The 15,967-nt window shown below is 73.1% G+C and carries 17 protein-coding genes; 13 read left to right on the top strand and 4 right to left on the bottom strand.

Annotated elements, in window-relative coordinates; translation table 11 throughout:
- Positions 1 to 309 precede the first annotated feature (309 nt).
- The 8 genes from ACZ5GP_RS28960 to ACZ5GP_RS28925 all read left to right on the top strand — a co-directional run bounded on the left by ACZ5GP_RS28960 (position 310) and on the right by ACZ5GP_RS28925 (position 6,585).
- Positions 310 to 639, top strand: coding sequence for a hypothetical protein (locus ACZ5GP_RS28960; RefSeq protein ID WP_468753636.1), 330 nt, complete (start codon positions 310 to 312; stop codon positions 637 to 639).
- A gap of 608 nt (positions 640 to 1,247) precedes the next feature.
- Entirely contained in the window at positions 1,248 to 1,721 is a 474-nt protein-coding gene (locus ACZ5GP_RS28955; protein ID WP_468753635.1) for an ATP-binding protein, read from the top strand.
- 298 nt (positions 1,722 to 2,019) lie between these two features.
- Positions 2,020 to 2,625 (top strand): TetR/AcrR family transcriptional regulator, encoded by a 606-nt coding sequence (locus tag ACZ5GP_RS28950; protein ID WP_468753634.1) that lies wholly within the window; start codon positions 2,020 to 2,022, stop codon positions 2,623 to 2,625.
- 51 nt (positions 2,626 to 2,676) lie between these two features.
- Positions 2,677 to 3,072: a (R)-mandelonitrile lyase gene (locus tag ACZ5GP_RS28945; protein WP_468753633.1), complete on the top strand. Its 396-nt coding sequence runs from the start codon at positions 2,677 to 2,679 to the stop codon at positions 3,070 to 3,072.
- A 23-nt stretch (positions 3,073 to 3,095) separates the two neighbouring features.
- The gene (locus tag ACZ5GP_RS28940; RefSeq protein WP_468753632.1) at positions 3,096 to 3,680 is read left to right on the top strand and encodes a DUF4865 family protein; all 585 of its coding nucleotides are present in this window, start codon (positions 3,096 to 3,098) and stop codon (positions 3,678 to 3,680) included.
- Positions 3,677 to 4,612, top strand: coding sequence for a phosphotriesterase family protein (locus ACZ5GP_RS28935; RefSeq protein WP_468753631.1), 936 nt, complete (start codon positions 3,677 to 3,679; stop codon positions 4,610 to 4,612). Before ACZ5GP_RS28940 ends, ACZ5GP_RS28935 begins: the two co-directional genes overlap by 4 nt.
- A gap of 43 nt (positions 4,613 to 4,655) precedes the next feature.
- Positions 4,656 to 5,255, top strand: a complete 600-nt coding sequence (locus tag ACZ5GP_RS28930; protein WP_468753630.1) for a TetR/AcrR family transcriptional regulator — start codon at positions 4,656 to 4,658, stop codon at positions 5,253 to 5,255.
- Positions 5,256 to 5,364: 109 nt separating this feature from the next.
- Positions 5,365 to 6,585 carry an MFS transporter gene (locus ACZ5GP_RS28925; RefSeq protein WP_468753629.1) on the top strand — a complete coding sequence of 407 codons (1,221 nt, stop codon included), beginning with the start codon at positions 5,365 to 5,367 and terminating at the stop codon, positions 6,583 to 6,585.
- A gap of 58 nt (positions 6,586 to 6,643) precedes the next feature.
- Here ACZ5GP_RS28925 and ACZ5GP_RS28920 read toward each other — a convergent pair whose 3' ends face one another.
- Complete coding sequence (locus ACZ5GP_RS28920; protein WP_468753628.1) at positions 6,644 to 7,876, bottom strand: ROK family protein; 1,233 nt, start codon at positions 7,874 to 7,876, stop codon at positions 6,644 to 6,646.
- A gap of 259 nt (positions 7,877 to 8,135) precedes the next feature.
- Between ACZ5GP_RS28920 and ACZ5GP_RS28915 the strand changes: the two genes are divergently transcribed.
- Complete coding sequence (locus tag ACZ5GP_RS28915; protein ID WP_468753627.1) at positions 8,136 to 9,428, top strand: MFS transporter; 1,293 nt, start codon at positions 8,136 to 8,138, stop codon at positions 9,426 to 9,428.
- A gap of 51 nt (positions 9,429 to 9,479) precedes the next feature.
- Positions 9,480 to 10,223 carry a maleylpyruvate isomerase family mycothiol-dependent enzyme gene (locus tag ACZ5GP_RS28910; RefSeq protein ID WP_468753626.1) on the top strand — a complete coding sequence of 248 codons (744 nt, stop codon included), beginning with the start codon at positions 9,480 to 9,482 and terminating at the stop codon, positions 10,221 to 10,223.
- Positions 10,224 to 10,287: 64 nt separating this feature from the next.
- On the opposite strand, the gene ACZ5GP_RS28905 is transcribed toward ACZ5GP_RS28910, so the two are convergent.
- Positions 10,288 to 10,680, bottom strand: coding sequence for a MarR family winged helix-turn-helix transcriptional regulator (locus tag ACZ5GP_RS28905; RefSeq protein WP_468753625.1), 393 nt, complete (start codon positions 10,678 to 10,680; stop codon positions 10,288 to 10,290).
- Positions 10,681 to 10,839: 159 nt separating this feature from the next.
- Here ACZ5GP_RS28905 and ACZ5GP_RS28900 point away from each other — a divergent pair, with 159 nt between their 5' ends.
- Complete coding sequence (locus tag ACZ5GP_RS28900) at positions 10,840 to 11,115, top strand: DUF6332 family protein (protein ID WP_468753624.1); 276 nt, start codon at positions 10,840 to 10,842, stop codon at positions 11,113 to 11,115.
- 29 nt (positions 11,116 to 11,144) lie between these two features.
- Here the strand turns inward: ACZ5GP_RS28900 and ACZ5GP_RS28895 are convergent, their stop codons facing one another.
- Positions 11,145 to 11,921: a thioesterase II family protein gene (locus tag ACZ5GP_RS28895; RefSeq protein WP_468753623.1), complete on the bottom strand. Its 777-nt coding sequence runs from the start codon at positions 11,919 to 11,921 to the stop codon at positions 11,145 to 11,147.
- Complete coding sequence (locus ACZ5GP_RS28890) at positions 11,918 to 12,913, bottom strand: LLM class flavin-dependent oxidoreductase (RefSeq protein WP_468753622.1); 996 nt, start codon at positions 12,911 to 12,913, stop codon at positions 11,918 to 11,920. Before ACZ5GP_RS28890 ends, ACZ5GP_RS28895 begins: the two co-directional genes overlap by 4 nt.
- Positions 12,914 to 13,269: 356 nt before the next feature.
- On the opposite strand from ACZ5GP_RS28890, the gene ACZ5GP_RS28885 reads away from it, so the two are divergent.
- Positions 13,270 to 14,094 carry an AfsR/SARP family transcriptional regulator gene (locus tag ACZ5GP_RS28885; protein ID WP_468753621.1) on the top strand — a complete coding sequence of 275 codons (825 nt, stop codon included), beginning with the start codon at positions 13,270 to 13,272 and terminating at the stop codon, positions 14,092 to 14,094.
- 387 nt (positions 14,095 to 14,481) lie between these two features.
- Complete coding sequence (locus ACZ5GP_RS28880; RefSeq protein ID WP_468753620.1) at positions 14,482 to 15,936, top strand: flavin-containing monooxygenase; 1,455 nt, start codon at positions 14,482 to 14,484, stop codon at positions 15,934 to 15,936.
- Positions 15,937 to 15,967: the final 31 nt, after the last annotated feature.

Raw genomic sequence — 15,967 nt, 5'->3', positions numbered from 1 at the left:
CTGTGGGGTGCTCACCGCGGGGCTCCTTCGCGTCGTGCCGGACGCGACTCGACGCGGCCGTACCCCCCGATCATAAACACCCCCGGCACGCCCCTCACCTGCATAAACACACCTTTGGGCAGCCCAAAGCCACTGCTGGCCCCCTCCGTCGGACAGCCGGTGGCGCGGGGGCGGCACGGGCCGTCCGCCACATGTCGGGAGGTCTCCACGCACACTGGTGCTCGGCGCCGGTGGCGTGCAGACTGCACCGCACGGGGCACGTGTCCCGACAGGAGCGGTTCACCGAGAAGCACAAGGGGGCGGAGCCTCATGGCGGAGCCGGAGTTCACGGCCACGGGCGTGCGGATCGGCCGGCGCCTGCGTTCCCTCACCCGGGCCGGGCAGGTCCGTATCGCCGACGGCAGACTGGAGTTGCTCACCAGTTACGGCAAGGAGATCGACAGCGCGCCGGTGCAGGCGGTGCGCACGGGCAAGCCGTGGTTCGCGGCGGAGGATCAGGCGCTGGCCGACGTGAACGGCAGGCGTTACACACTCACGCTCGGCGAGCGGGAGCCGGGCCCGGGGCAGGGCGGCCCGCCGACCGTGCGCCGGTTCATCGAAGCCGTCCGCCGGGCCGGCGAGCGGCGCCGACGGAGCTGAGCGTAAGCGCCCCCGGCGCCGTGAGCGGGCCGGCCGCGCGGGTCCTCGGCGCGCCGGGCGGGGGCCGGACCCCCGGATTCCCGGCACCGCGGGCGGGGCCGGGCAGAAGGCCGTCCAGCACCGTGAGCGGGGCCGGGCGGAAGGCTGTTGGCCGCCGTGGGCGGAGCCGGACGCACAGGTCCTCGCTACCACGGGCGGGGCCGGACGGAAGACCGTTCGGTGCCGTGAGCGGGGCCGGGCGGAAGGCTGTTGGCCGCCGTGGGCGGAACTGGACACCCGGATTCCCGGTGCCGTGGGCGGGGCCGGGCGGAAGGCCGTCCGGCGCCGTGGGCCGGGGCGGAGGGAAGAGCCGGCGCCGCCCTGGGCGGAGCCGGACGGCAGGCGCCTCGGCGCCGTGGGCGCCGCCGGGCGGCGGGACCCCCGGCGGCGCGCGCGGTTGCACGCCCGCACCCCCTGAGTCACTCTGGTCTCACATCACTCTGGGTTTACCGGCGATGACGCTGAAGAACCAGCCCGCCGCCGGCCACGCAGCAGGCGGCAGACCACGCGGCCCCCTGCTCGATCCGAACGTCGTCTTCTTCCGGACCTCAATTCGGGGAGTCGCAGCCGTGATCAGCCAACCAAGCAGGCATTGCACGGTGGAGCTCCAGGCTCTGCCGTCGCGGATCCGCCAGGTCCGCAGAATCGTCTCTGCGCAGTTGCGCTACTGGCATCTCGATCCCTTGATAGACCAGGCCGCGCTCGGTGTGACCGAGTTGCTCAGCAACGTCCACCGGCACGCCGAACCGGACAAGGGCTGCACCGTGGAGATCGAGCTGCTGCTCGACCGCCTCACAGTCTCCGTCCACGACAACGACCCTCGGCTCCCCGAGGTCCACGACGCCGAACCCTTCGCCACCTGCGGCCGCGGCCTCGCGATGGTCGCGGCGGTCAGCGAGAGCTGGGGCGTGTGCCCGCGGGGCGACACGGGCAAGACCGTGTGGTTCACGCTGCCCGCGCCCTGCCCCTTGACGACCGTGCCCGCGTATCCCGCGTACGGGTCGGCCGCGAAGACTCCCGCCCGGTCGGCCGTTGCCGGCTGACCGGGCGGTGACCGTCCTCCTCGGCCTCACCCGGTGGAGACGGCCGGCGGCACACCGAGGCGTGCCGCCCGCCGAGCGGGGCGCGGGCCCCCGAGGCTCCCCCGGCCGGGCCCCCCGGCGCGACCACCGCGAGCCGCCCCGGCGGCACGGCGGACCTGAAGGAGCTGTCCGTCGCGCCACCGGACGCCACCCGACCCGACTCGCAGCACGCAACAGGGCGGGTGCGCCGGCATGTTGGCGGCAGATGTGCCGAGGACCGCGAGAGACACACCGCCCGTAGACCTCTGTACCTACTAGTATGTACAGTGTCCGCATGAGCACTCCGGAGCGTCTGATCGAGTCCACCCGCGAGCTGCTGTGGGAGCGGGGTTACATCGGCACCAGCCCCAAGGCGATCCAGCAGCACGCGGGCGCGGGGCAGGGCAGCATGTACCACCACTTCGCGGGTAAGCCCGATCTCGCGCTGGCCGCGATCCGGCGGACGGCCGAGGAGATGCGGGCCGCCGCCGAGGCCGTGCTGGGCGCCCCGGGGTCCGCGTACGGGCGGATCGAGGCGTATCTGCTGCGGGAGCGGGACGTGTTGCGGGGCTGCCCGGTCGGGCGGCTCACGATGGACCCGGACGTCATCGCGAGCGACGAACTGCGCGCCCCGGTCACCGCGACCCTCGACTGGCTGCGTGACCGGCTCGCGGGAATCCTCGAAGAGGGCCGTGCGCGGGGCGAGTTCACGTCCGCGCTCGACGCGCGGGAGATCGCGTCGACGGTCGTCGCGACGGTGCAGGGCGGTTACGTGCTGGCCCGCTCCGCCGGCTCACCGGCCGCTTTCGACGCGGCGGTACGCGGCCTGCTCGCGCTGCTCAGGGGTTGCGCGGCCCTGCACGCCACCCACCGTCATCGCCCCTGACACCAATGCCAACACCAACACCAACACCAACGAGTAAGCAGGGAACATCCGTTGCACATCACCCGTCATCGGCCCGACAGCCGGCCGGGCCCGGCCGAGCACTTCACCGGCACGGTCTGGCTCGACGAGATCGCCGCGCCTCCGCCCCCCTCACGCCTGCGGATGTTCAGTGTCCACTTCGCGCCCGGCGCCCGGACCGCCTGGCACCGCCACCCGCACGGCCAGGTCCTCCACGTCACCGAGGGCGAGGGCCTCGTGCAGCGCGAGGGCGGCCCGGTGGAGCCCATCCGGGCGGGTGACACGGTGTGGATCGAGGCCGGCCAGGCGCACTGGCACGGCGCAGGGCCACGCACGTTCATGACGCATCTGGCCGTGGTCGAGGCGGCCGAGGACGGGACGACCGCCGACTGGGGCGCCCTGGTCGCCGCCGACGCCTACCCCAACTGAGCCCGTCACCAAGGAAGTACACGATGCGTGCCATGCAGTACGAGATCACACTGCCCGCCGACTACGACATGGGGATCATCCGCCACCGCGTCGCCTCGAAGGGCCACCTCCTCGACGCGTTCGCCGGGCTCGGCTTCAAGGCGTACCTGATGCGCGAGCGCGGCAAGGACGGTTCGCCCGTCAACCAGTACGCGCCGTTCTACTGCTGGAACACCGCCGCGGGCATGAACTCCTTCCTGTGGGGGCCCGGTTTCCAGCAGCTCGCCGACGATTTCGGGCGGCCGGTGGTGCAGCACTGGTCGGTCCTCGCGTACGAGGACACGGGCGCACCCTCCGTGACACCGCGGACGGCGGTACGCCACCGCAGACCGATCCCCGCGACGTCACGCCTGCCCGAGCTGGTGGAGCAACTCGCCGACGAGGCACGGCGGTCGGTGCGGCACGACGGCGCGGTGGGCGCGCTGACCGCGATCGACCCACGCACCTGGGAGGCGGTGCACTTCTCGCTCTGGGAGGGTGCGGCGCCCCAGGGCCCCGGGGAGGTCTTCCAGGTGCTGCACCTGTCCGCGCCCGAACGCGAGAAGTCGGCGACGGGACGGCAGTGGTGAACCCGGCGGACCCCGGCGCCGCCCCCACGGTACGTACCGTCCTCGGAGACATCGCCCCGGCCGACCTCGGCGTCTGCGACGCCCATGACCACCTCTTCCTGCGCAGCCCGCAACTGCCGGGCCAGGAGCTGGACTCGGTGGAAGCCGCGGCGGAGGAGCTGGCCGCGTTCCACGCGGCGGGCGGGCGCGGCGTCGTGCAGTGGACGCCGTACGGGATGGGGCGGCACGCGGCCCGCCTGCCGGAGCTGTCCCGGGCGACCGGTGTACGGATCGTCGCCGCGACGGGCCTGCACCAAGCCGTGCACTACCCACCGGAGCTGCCGGCGCGGCTGCGCGCCGAGGGGCTCGCGGAGCTGTTCGTCCGCGAGATCACGGAAGGCATCGGGGACTGTGGTGTACGCGCCGGGCTGATCAAGGTCGCGGGCGGTTTCCACGGGCTGGACGCCCACGCGCGCTGGACGATGGGCGCGGCGGCCGAGGCGCACCACGCGACGGGCGCGCCGATCGCCGTCCACCTGGAGCTGGGCACCGCCGCGCTGGACGTACTCGACCTGCTGTGCGGCGAGTTGGCGGTCGCCCCGCACCGGGTGATCCTCGGGCACCTCAACCGCTCCCCCGACCTCGCCGTCCACCGCCGGGCCGCCGAGGCAGGTGTCTTCCTGGCCTTCGACGGCCCTTCCCGCGCCCATCACGCCACGGACTGGCGCATGCCGGAAGCGGTGTGCGCCCTGGCGGAGGCGGGGTACGCGGACCGCCTGCTGCTGGGCGGCGACACGACCACGGCAGGGGCGAGGTCGGTGCGGGGCGGGCCGGGGATGCCCCATCTGCTGCGGGGAGTGCGGACCCGGCTCGAGGCCGCCGTCGGCGCGGAGCCGGTGGAACTGATGCTCACGGTCAACGCGGGACGGGCGTTCGGGGTCGAGTGGGCGTAGGAACGTATTGCACCGCCCGTTCCAAAACCTGTACGGTCTCCCCATGGCCCGCCCGAGGACTTTCGACGAGGAACGGGCCCTGGACGCGGCCATGCACGCGTTCTGGGTGAACGGCTACGAGACCACCTCGACCCAGGATCTGTGCGAGGCCACCGGCCTGGGCCGCAGCAGCATCTACAACACGTTCACCAGCAAGCACGACCTGTTCCGGCGCGCCCTGGCCCGCTACATGCAGAGCATGAACGCCGCCCAGCTCGAGATCCTCGAGGACGGGGAGCGGTCGGCGACGGAGCGCGTCCGCGCGCTGCTCGCCCGCATCATCGACGGCGAGTTCGAGCACCGCGAGGACGGGCGCAGCATCGGCTGCCTCACCGTCAACACGACCGTCGAACTCGCCGCGCGCGACCCGGAGTCGGCCGCGATGCTGGAGCGGGACCTCGCGATCCGGCTCACGGCGCTGCGGGCCACGATCCGCTCCGGGCAGCGGGACGGCGACATCACGCGGAAGCGGGACGCGGACACCCTCGCCCGCTACGTCAACGCCGTCATCGGCGGAATGCGGATCTCCGCGCAGGGCGGTGCCGACCGCGCCGCCCTGGAGGCCATCGCCGAGACCGCCCTCGACGCGTTGGCGGTTCGCTGACCGGCCCCGGAGTCGGGCCCCACACACGCTTTCCTCGCCTTCGCATGCCCTCGTTTTGTACTGACCCATCCAAAACAAGCGCACTCCGCGCCGACAGGAGCACACCGTCATGCCCCGTGCCGTATACATCCTGGCCCTCGGCATCTTCGCCATGGTGACCAGCGAGTTCGTGGTGGCAGGCCTGATGCCGCAGCTGGCCGAGGGGCTGCACGCCACGATCCCCGAGATCGGCTACCTCATCACCGCTTTCGCCGCCGCGATGGCCCTCGGCGGGCCCTGCCTCACCGTGGCCCTCCTGAGGTTGCGTCAGAAAACCGCGCTCATGCTGCTGTTCGGCATCTTTCTCATCGGCAACGTGCTCGCCGCCCTCGCGCCGGACTACCGCACGATGCTGGTGGCCCGGGTGCTCACCGGCATCGCGTCCCAGGCCTTCTTCGGCGTCTCCATTTCCCTCGCCTCCCGCCTCACCCGGCCCGACATGCGTGGGCGCGCCATCGCCGTGGCCCTCAACGGGCTGATGCTCGGCACCCTGCTCGGCCTGCCGCTGTCCACCGTCGTCGGCGAACACCTGGGCTGGCGCGCCGCGTTCTGGGCCATCACCGCCCTGACCGTGCTCGCGGCGCTCGCCACGCTCGCCGGCGTGCCGGGTACGGACGGCGGGGCCGAGGAGAGCGGCGGTCTCCGCGCGGAGCTGGGCGCCTTCCGCAAGCGGCGCCTGTGGTTGACCCTCACCACCAGCACCTTCGTCATCGGTGCCACCTTCTCCGCCTTCAGCTACCTCAACCCGATCCTCACCGAGGTCACCGGCTTCGCCACCGGGACCGTCCCCCTGCTGCTCATCGCGTACGGGGCCGCCACCGTCGTCGGCAACACGATCGTGGGGCGGCTCGCCGACCGCCGCGCCGTCGCCGTCCTCGTCGCGGGGCTCACGCTGAACGTCGCCTTCCTGGCGGCATTCGCGCTCTTCGCCCAACTGGCCGTGCCCGCCGTGGCGTTGCTGATGGGCATCGGGCTGGTCGGGGTCACCATGAACCCGGCCCTGGCGACCCGGGTCCAGCGGGCCGGCAACGCGCGGCCGCTGGTGAACACCGTCCACTCCTCGTTCATCACCCTCGGCATCATCATCGCCACGTCCGTCGGCGGCCCCGCCATCGACGCCTTCGGGCTGCGGGCACCCCTGTGGATCGGCGCGGGACTCGCCGCGCTCGGGCTCGGCACGCTGGTGCCGGACGCGCTGCGCCACCGGGCCGGGGAGAGGACGAGCGCGGCGGCACCGATCGAGGCCGCCCGCCCCGCGGTCCCCGGCCCGGAGGTGCCCGAGAAGGTGTAGCTCCCGTCCGGCCCAGGCGGCCGTCGCCACGACGCCCACGGCCACCGCCCGGCCGTTCCTATCCCAGCGCCCCCAGGGGGTCGTCGAGCACCGGCTGCCACGCCAGCTCCGCGGCCCCCACCAGGCTGTTGTGGTCCAGCGTGCAGGCGAGGATCGGCACGCTGCCGCTGCGCCCCCACAGGCTCCGGTCCGCCACCACGGCGCGCAGCCGCTCCGGGTCGGCCTCCAAAAGGGCGCGGTGCAGCCCGCCCAGGATGATCCGGTCCGGGTTGAGGATGTTGACGAGGCCCGCGAGACCGAGGCCGAGCCGGTCGATCAGCGCCTCGGCGGCGGCGCGCACCGCCGGGTCGCCGTACGCGTCGCGCAGCAGGGCCCGGGCCTGGACGAGCAGCCCCTCGGGGCCCGGCTCGCGGCCGGCCTGCGTCAAGAAGGCGAGGGGGTCCGTCTCGACGTCCAGGCAGCCCCGGCTCCCGCAGTAACAGGGCCGTCCCTCGGGGTGCACGGTGAGGTGGCCGACCTCCAGGGCGAGGCCCGAACTCCCGGTGTGCAGACGGCCGTCAAGGACGAGGGCGCCGCCCACACCCCGGTGTCCGGTCGCCACGCACAGCAGGTCCCGGGCGCCGCGGCCCGCGCCGTGACGGTGCTCGGCGAGGGCCGCGAGGTTCACGTCGTTGCCCGCGAAGGCCGGCCCCTCGATGCCCGCGGCCCGCACGCACTCGGTGAAGATCTCGCGCACCTGCGCGCCCGCGGGCCAGGCGAGGTGCAGCGGATTGAGCGCGGTGCCCTCCGGCTCGGCCACCGCGGACGGCACCGCGAGGCCCGCGCCCACACAGCGCCTGCCGGTCTCGTGCAGCAGCCGCGCGCCCGCGTCGACCACGGAGCGGAGCACCTGGGCCGGGTCGGCGTCGACGGTCTCGCAGCCGGGAGCGGTCGCGACGGCGCGGCCACCGAGGCCGACCAGCGCGGCGCGGAAGCCGTCCGCGTGCACCTGCGCCGCCAGCACGACGGGCCCCTCGTCCGCGACGGACAGCCGGTGCGAGGGCCTGCCCTGCGAGCCCGCCGCCGCGCTCGGCTTGGCGTCGATCCGGATCAGGCCGAGCGCCTCCAGCTCAGCGGCGACGGCGCCCGCCGTGGCGCGGGTGACGCCCAGCTCCGCCGTGAGGACGGCACGGGTGGGGGCGCGCCCGGTGTGGACCAGTTCGAGCGCGGGGCCCAGCGCGCCGCGGCCCCGCTCCAGGCGGGTACGCGTGGTCACTTCCCCCTCGGCGCGGGGGTCAGCCTTGCCGTTCATGAGGGCGAGTCTCCCATGATCCGTACACGGCATCGCCTGCTCCGTACACGGCATCGTCGTCCGCAGGCCATCCGCCCGTTCCCGGCGAGGGGGCCGGGGCCTTCCGCCGAGGAGCCGGGTCACGCGCGGGCGCCCTCGTCCGACGGGCCGGTGCGTGGCCCGGCGCTGCTTCCGGGGCCGGCTCCCCGCCCCGCCCTTCGCCGACCCCGGTCGCCGAATCGTCTTGTACGAGACCGGTGCGCACCCCTACCCTGACTTTGTGCCGCTACTAAACAAACTCGGGACCGCGGCGTCGCGGCCCACCGACCCCGCCCTGCGCCGCCTGCGTGCGGCCCTCACCGTCTTCTTCGCCCTCGACGGCTTCGTCTTCGCCGGATGGGTCGTCCGTGTCCCCGCCATCAAGGAGCGGACCGGCGCCTCGGCGAGCCAGTTGGGGCTCGCCCTGCTCGCCGTCTCCGCCGGCGCGGTGGTCACGATGACGCTGACCGGCCGCCTCTGCCGGCGTTACGGCAGCCTCCCGGTGACCGTCGCCTGCGGAGTGCTGCTCCCGCTCAGCGTCGCGCTGCCGCCGCTGACGGATTCGGTCCTCGTGCTCGGGCTCGTCCTCCTGGCCTTCGGGGCCGCGTACGGGGGCATCAGCGTCGCGATGAACAGCGCCGCCGTCGATCTGGTCAGCGCCCTGCGGCGCCCCGTGATGCCGAGCTTCCACGCGGCGTTCAGCCTGGGCGGCATGGTCGGCGCGGGGCTCGGCGGCCTGGTCGCGGGGCACCTCTCCCCCACGCCCCATCTGCTCGGCATCACGGTGACCGGCCTCGCGGTCACGGCCGTGACGGCGCCCACGTTGCTGCGGCCGGGCGCGGCGGAACTCCTGCGGGCGCACTCCCCCACCGGGTCCGCCGGCCCCGCCGCGGCGGCCGGGCGGGGCGGTTCGCGCCGCATGGACCGTCGCACCCGCGGCCTCGTCCTGGTCTTCGGGCTCATCGCGCTGTGCACGGCGTACGGCGAGGGCGCCATCGCGGACTGGGGTCCCCTGCACCTGGAGCAGGACCTGCACGCGCACCCGGGCGTCGCCGCCGCCGGATACTCGTGCTTCGCCTTCGCGATGACCGTCGGCCGCCTGCTGGGCACCACCTTGCTGGAGCGGCTCGGCCGGACCCGTACGGTCGTCGCCGGCGGCGCCACCGCGTGCGCCGGCATGCTGCTCGGCGCGCTCGCGCCCTCCGCGGGCCTGGCCCTCGCCGGATTCGCCGTCACCGGGCTCGGCCTCGCCAACATCTTCCCCGTGGCCGTCGAACGGGCGGGGGCGCTCGCCGGACCCGACGGGGTCGCCACCGCCTCCACGCTCGGATACGGCGGCATGCTCGTCGGGCCACCCCTCATCGGGTTCATGGCCGACTGGTACTCCCTGCCGGTCGCCCTGACGAGCGTCGCCGTGCTCGCGGGGGTCGCCGCGTGCGTCGGCCTCGCGACCCGGCGCACGGAGCGGAGCGAACGCCCGGAACCGGAACACACGGGACGCCCGGAGCGCAAGCGCTCCGCGGAAACGGTCTGACATCTCCCACACGCTCCCGTTCGAGCGCGCTCCATCCGACACAATCCCCGCATGGACATTTCCCGGCACATTCAAGTGGTCAGCGACGAAGGGCGGTTGCTCGCCCGGGCCGCCGAGGAGGCCGGGCCCGACGCCAAGGTGCCCACCTGCCCGGACTGGGAGGTGCGGGACCTGCTGCGGCACACGGGCATGGTGCACCGCTGGGCGGCGGCCTTCCTCGCCGAGCGGCGCACCGAGTTCCGGCTCGGTGGGCAGCTGCCCGACCTCGACGGCACGGCGCTCCTCGACTGGTTCCGCGAAGGGCACGCCGCGCTGGTCGACACGCTCACCTCGACCCCCGCCGACGTCGAGTGCTGGGCCTTCCTGCCGGCCCCCTCCCCGCTGGCCTTCTGGGCCCGGCGGCAGGCGAACGAGACGACCGTCCACCGGGTCGACGCCGAGTCCGCGCGCGGCGGTACCCCCTCGCCGGTGGACGTCGAGTTCGCCGTGGACGGGATCGAGGAACTGCTGCTCGGCCTCCACGCGCGCGAGAAGAGCCAGGTGCGCACCGCCGAACCCCGGGTGCTGCGGGTGCGCGCCACGGACGCGCCCGCCGAGTGGACCTGGACCATGCGCCTGTCCGACGGGCCGCCGGTCACCGAGCGCGGCGCCACGGCCCCTGCCGACTGCGAGATATCCGGGCAGGCCGCGCGGCTCTATCTGGCGCTGTGGAACCGGCTGCCGTTCCCGGAGGTGACGGGCGACCGCTCCCTCGCGGCCCTGTGGCGCGAGAAGTCGGCCATCGTCATGCGCTGAACGCCGACGCCCGCCGGCACGCGCGGGACGCCGACGCCCGGCCGGGCCCGTACGCGCGCCCGGTTCAGCCGGTGAGCATCCGGGCAAGGACCGCCCGCTGCACGGGCCGCACCTCGCGGTAGAGCGCGCGGCCCTTGTCCGTGAGGGAGACCCGCACCCCGCGCCGGTCCTCGCTGCACATGCCGCGCTCCACGAGGCCGTCCTTCTCCAGGCGCCCGATGAGGCGGGAGAGCGCGCTCTGGCTCAGGTGGACCTGCGCCGAGATCTCCTGCACACGGAACGTGCAGCCGCCGTCGTCCGAAGATCCTTCGGCCAGCACGTCGAGCACCTCGAAGTCGCTCGCGCCCAGCCCGTGGGGGTGCAGCTCCCGGTCGAGTTCGCACAGCGTGCGCGCGTGTACCGCGAGGATGCCCCGCCATTGCTCCACGAGCCCTTGCTCGGCTGTCTTGGCCGCCATGTGTCGCACGGTAGCAGAGAATGTCCCGATTGTTGCATCGTCATCTAATGCACGTGCATGCGATCCCCGCGACAGCCGCCCGTGCGCACACACCTTCCCTGGAGGTCTTGCGCCGGCCTCCCTTGTCCGCCGGGGCGCCCGCCTGTGACACTTCCCCCCATGATGGACACGGGGTATACGGGAAGGCGGACTTCCGCCGAGCGGGACGCGATCACGATCGAGATCGGGTACGCGCTCATCAGCGGGGCCGTCGTGGCCCTCGCCGTGATCGGCGTGGTGACCGCCGGTCCGCTGCTGGCGTTCGACCCGCCCCGCGCCGTGGCGGGCGTACTGAAGGTGGTGGGCCCCGCGCTCGGCGCGGTGGCGTTCGCCGTACGCGTCGCCACCGTCCTGTGGCGGTTCCGCGGCCGCGGGACGGCTCGGCCCGGCCGATAGGACCGGACCAGCCCCGGTTCATAGGCGAGTCACGCCCGCGCGGTCAGCCGGCGCAGGTGGCGGACCAGACTGTGCTGGACGGCCGCGGCGTGCTCGAAGAAGTAGAAGTGGCTGCCGGGGAACTCGGCCGTGCCGAGGAAGTCCGTGCAGTGGTCCGCCCAGGCGGCCATGCCGGCGGGGGCGGCGATGGGGTCGGACGTGCCGCAGTAGGCGGCGACCGGGCAGGGCGCCGGTTCGCCGTCCTCGCGCAGGCTGCCGGCGGCCAGGAAGTCGGCGCGCAGCGCGGGCATGATCGAGGCCAGGGTGGCCGGGTCGAGCGTCGCGCCCTCCTGCATCAGGCCCAGCTGGGCCACCCGGGCGAGGAGTTCGTCGTCCGACATAGAGGCCACCCGGGCCAGTTCGGCGGCGGGTTCGAGGCCCGGGGCCCAGGCGGAGACCGCGAGGAGCGCGGGGGCGGGCAGGCCGTTCCACTCGGCGGCCACGGAGAGCCGGTAGGCGAGCAGGCCGCCGAAGCTGTGGCCGAGCAGGACGTAGGGCCTGCCGTCCAGTTCGGCCTCGAACGCCTCCAGGAGCGCGTCGACCAGGGGTTCCACCTCGGTGTACGGCTCCTCCGCCAACCTCTCCTGGCGGCCGGGAAGTTGCAGGGTGCGCACTTCCATGGTGGAGGGCAGGGTGGCCGCCCAGGCCTGGTACGCCGGTGCCGTGCCGCCGGCGTGCGGGAGCAGGAACACCTGGTGGCCGGCGTTCGGGTCGGCCCCGGACGTGGTGAACCAGCGGGTGCGTCGCGGGCTGCCGGTGGTGGTCATGCGCTCTCCTGATCCGTCTGGCGGGCCTTGGACATGAGGACGTCCGCGATCTCCCGCAGGTGGGTCTCCGGCCGCAGCGATCCGATGCGGAGCACGATGTGGCGGGCGCCCGCCCGCACGTAGTCGGCGAGGCGCTGCGCGCAGTGCTCGCTCGGGCCCCAGGCGTAGGCCTGGACGGCCGACATCTGCTCCAGGGTGCGGCCGTAGCAGTGCTCCAGATAGTCGTCGAGTTCGACCCGGGCACCGCGCTCGTCCGCGCCAATGGTGACCGTCAGGTACAGGGCCGGGGTCACCGCGCCCTCCCGGCGGCCCGCGCGCCGGCAGAGGTCCTCCAGGCGGTGCCTGGCACGGGCGTAGGCCTCGGCGGAGGTGAGGAACGGCAGCCAGCCGTCGTAGCGGCGGGCCGCCCGTTCCAGTACCGGGGCGGTGTCGTCGGCGGCGAGCCACAGCGGTGGCCCGTCGGGGGCGGCGGGGCACACCAGGCGGTCCAGGCCGTGTGCCTGCCAGCGCCGGCCGGCGAAGCTGTTCGGCGCGCCGGGCCGGGTACTGCTCCAGGCGGTGCGCCACAGTTCGGTGATCTCGTCGAGCCGGTCGGCGCCGTCGGTGGCCGGGACGCCCAGCGCGGCCAGTTCCTCCTCGGTCTCCGGCGCCGGGAAACCCGACCCCACCCCGAGGACGAGCCGGCCGGAGCTGACGTGGTCCAGGCTGCTGGCCATGCTCGCGGCCACGAGCGGATGCCGCAGGGCCGGCGTCAGGGCGGCCGTGCCGAGGAGCACCTGGCGGGTCACCGCGCCCACGGCGGACAGGACGACGAGGGGGTCCAGCCGGGGGCGGGCGGTGAGCGAGTCACCCGTCCACAGGGAGTCGAAGCCCAGTTCCTCGGCCCGCCGCGCGAAGTCCAGCAGGGGCGAGACGCCGTACTCGCCGAGGACGGCCTGTTCCCTGGTCGGCAACAGGACCCCCACGCGCAGCGGCTGACGGGCAGCCCCCATCGCACACCTCTTTCTCGGGTCATGGTCAGTGGTCCCTGGGATCCAAGCAGCCGCACCTGACAGGTTCCTGATCGCACGCCCCCGGTCCTGTCCCTTTGCGGTGCCGGGATCGAAAAATTGTTAATACGGAAACTGAATCAGCCATGAGCGGGACCGGATAACCCCCGCAGAGGCGTGGAAAACGCGCACATTCACTGTCCGACATGTCCGGGTCCGCCCCGACATCACCATCGGGAATCAGCTTTGTTGCAGGGAGCACGCACTGGCGTGGAAGCGACGGCTCCCGCTCATGGGCTCTTGCGGTCATGAAGGGACCTGGAGCAAATAGAGGGAACTGTTCATCACTGGAGGAAAAAGTGATCACATATTCACGGTTCGACGACGTGCGCGCTTGCGGAACCGATCCCGTCTTCGCCTTTCTGGGGCCGTTGGAAGTGCGCGCGGGCGGCCGTACCCACTCCATCGGGGGAAACCGGCAGCGCACCCTGCTCGCGGCGCTGTTGGTGAGCGCGGGCCGGCCGCTGTCCGCCGAGCAGTTGTACACCGAATTGTGGGGGGAGAACCCTCCGCCCACCTTCGAGAACTCGCTCCAGGCCCACATCTACCGGTTACGCCGGACCCTCCAGCAGACGGCGGGCACGGACGGCCGGGCGCCCGAGCTGCTCACGCGCTCGTCCGGATACGTCCTGGAGACGGGCGGCGAGGAGAGCGACGCGGCAGCCTTCCGCCGGCTGACCGGCCAGGCCCGCGCCTGCACCCGGCACAGTCCCGCCGAGGCGCACCGGCTCTTCGGCGAGGCGCTGGCGCTCTGGCGCGGTGCGCCCTTCCAGGACGTCGCCCAGGGGCCGATGTCGCAGAGTGTGGCGCTGGCGCTGGAGGAGGAGCAGCTGTGCGCCGTCGAGGACAGGCTGTGGCTGGAGATACAGCTGGCGGACCCCGTGCACAGCATCGGCGAGCTGAAACGCATGCGCACCATCCACCCCTGGCGGGAGCGCCTGACCGAGCTGCTCATGCTGGCCCTGTACCGGACCGGGCGACAGGCCGAGGCGGTGGAGACGTACAACAGCACGCGGCACAGGCTGGCGAACGAGCTGGGCGTGGAGCCCTCGCTCAAGCTGCGCGAGCGGCTGCGGGAGATCCTCAACCAGGCCCCTTCCCTGGACGCCGCCGTATCCGCGTAGGCGACTTGCGCGCGCACGGTGCGCCAGGACCGCGGACGAGACCGCGGCGGTACGCCCCCCGAATCCTTCCGGAGGGTGTACCGCCGCGGTCTCGTTCTGTCGCGTCAGTCACGCGTCAGCGCGGGACGCCAGAATATGCATCGGCCGCTTCTCGAATTCCCTCCGCTTTCGTGCCCCCTTTCGTGCCCCTTTTCATGCCCCTCTGCGCACCGGGCAAAGGGGTGGCATTCGCATGCCCAATTCCCCCGCCATTCCTCGTCGCTCCGTTGCAGGCCCGCTGTCATTTCATGGGTTCGGCGGAGATATCAGCCGTTCTTCAGTCGTCGATCAGCTCCGCTGGCCAAGGTGAGCGACGACGACGGTAAAGACACTGCGAAAGGGATGACTATGGTCGAGGACTTTGAGGTCGTCATCATCGGCGCCGGGATGTCGGGGCTCGGCATGGCCGCCCGGCTGAAGGAGGCGGGGCGGCACGCGTTCACGATCCTGGAGAAGGCCGACTCCGTCGGAGGGACGTGGCGCGAGAACACGTATCCGGGCGCCGCCTGCGACGTGCAGTCCCACCTGTACTGGTACTCCTTCGGCGAGCAGCCCGACTGGACGCGGACCTACGCCGGGCAGCCGGAGATCCTGCGCAACCTCGAACGGTTCGCCGCGAGCCACCGGCTGGCGGAGCACATCCGCTTCGGCGTGGAGGTCACCCACGCCACCTGGTCGGACGACGACGGCAGCTGGCTGCTGCGCACCTCGCGCGGTGAGCGGCTGCGGGCCCGTGTGCTGATCACCGCGTGGGGGCAGCTGGACCGGCCGGCCTGGGCGCGCGTCGAGGGCGCGGACAGCTTCGCCGGCACCCAGGTGCACACGGCACGCTGGCCCGAGGACCTGGACGTCACGGGCAAGCGGGTCGCCTGCCTCGGCAGCGCGGCCAGCGCCGTCCAGCTGGTGCCCGCCATCGCGGACGCCACCGAGCGGCTGACGGTGTTCCAGCGCTCCCCGAACTACCTGCTGCCGCGCCAGGACCGGGCGCTCCCGGACGAGGAGCGGGCCGCGCTGCTCGCCGAACCGGAGCGCTACACCGCTCTGCGCGAGGGCCTCTACCGCGAACGCGACGGCTGGGCCGCCGGTCTGCGCGACGACGGCAACCCGGTGCGCGACGAGTTCCGGCGGGTCGCCGGAGAGCATCTGGCCGCCCAGGTCGCCGACGGGGCATTGCGCGAACGGCTCACCCCCGACTACGCGTTCGGCTGCAAGCGCGTCCTGATCAGCGACGACTACTACCCGGCGCTCTCCCGCGACAACGTCGAGCTGGTGACGGAGCCCATCGCACGCATCGAACCGGAGGGGGTGCGCACCACGGACGGGCGGCGGTACGACGTCGACGTGATCGTGCACGCCACCGGCTTCCAGCCGCTCGACCGCACGGGCGGGGTGGAGATCGTCGGACGGAAACTGCTGACGTTGCGCGAGGCGTGGAAGGAGGGCCCGGAGGCCTACCTCGGCGTGGCCGTGCACGGCTTCCCGAACATGTTCATGCTGTACGGCCCGAACACCAACCTCGGTCACCACTCGATCCTGTTCATGGTGGAGTGCCAGATCGACTACGTGCTCCAGGCGCTCGGCTCCCTGGACGCCGGCCGGGACCGCACCCTGGACGTCCTGCCCGAGGTGCAGCGGCGCTACAACGAGGAGTTGCGGCGGGACCTCGCGGGCACGGCCTTCGCCGCCGGCTGCGGAAGCTGGTACACGACCGGCGACGGCCGTGTGGTCAACAACTGGTCCTCCAGCATCGAGGCCTACCGGGAGCGCACGGCCGTCTTCACCGAGCGGGACTACGCCGGATAGCTCTTCGACCGGCCCGCACACAGCACGGCGG

This window comes from Streptomyces sp. NPDC031466 (assembly GCF_055581265.1).
This window is presented reverse-complemented; position numbering and strand designations above follow the sequence as displayed.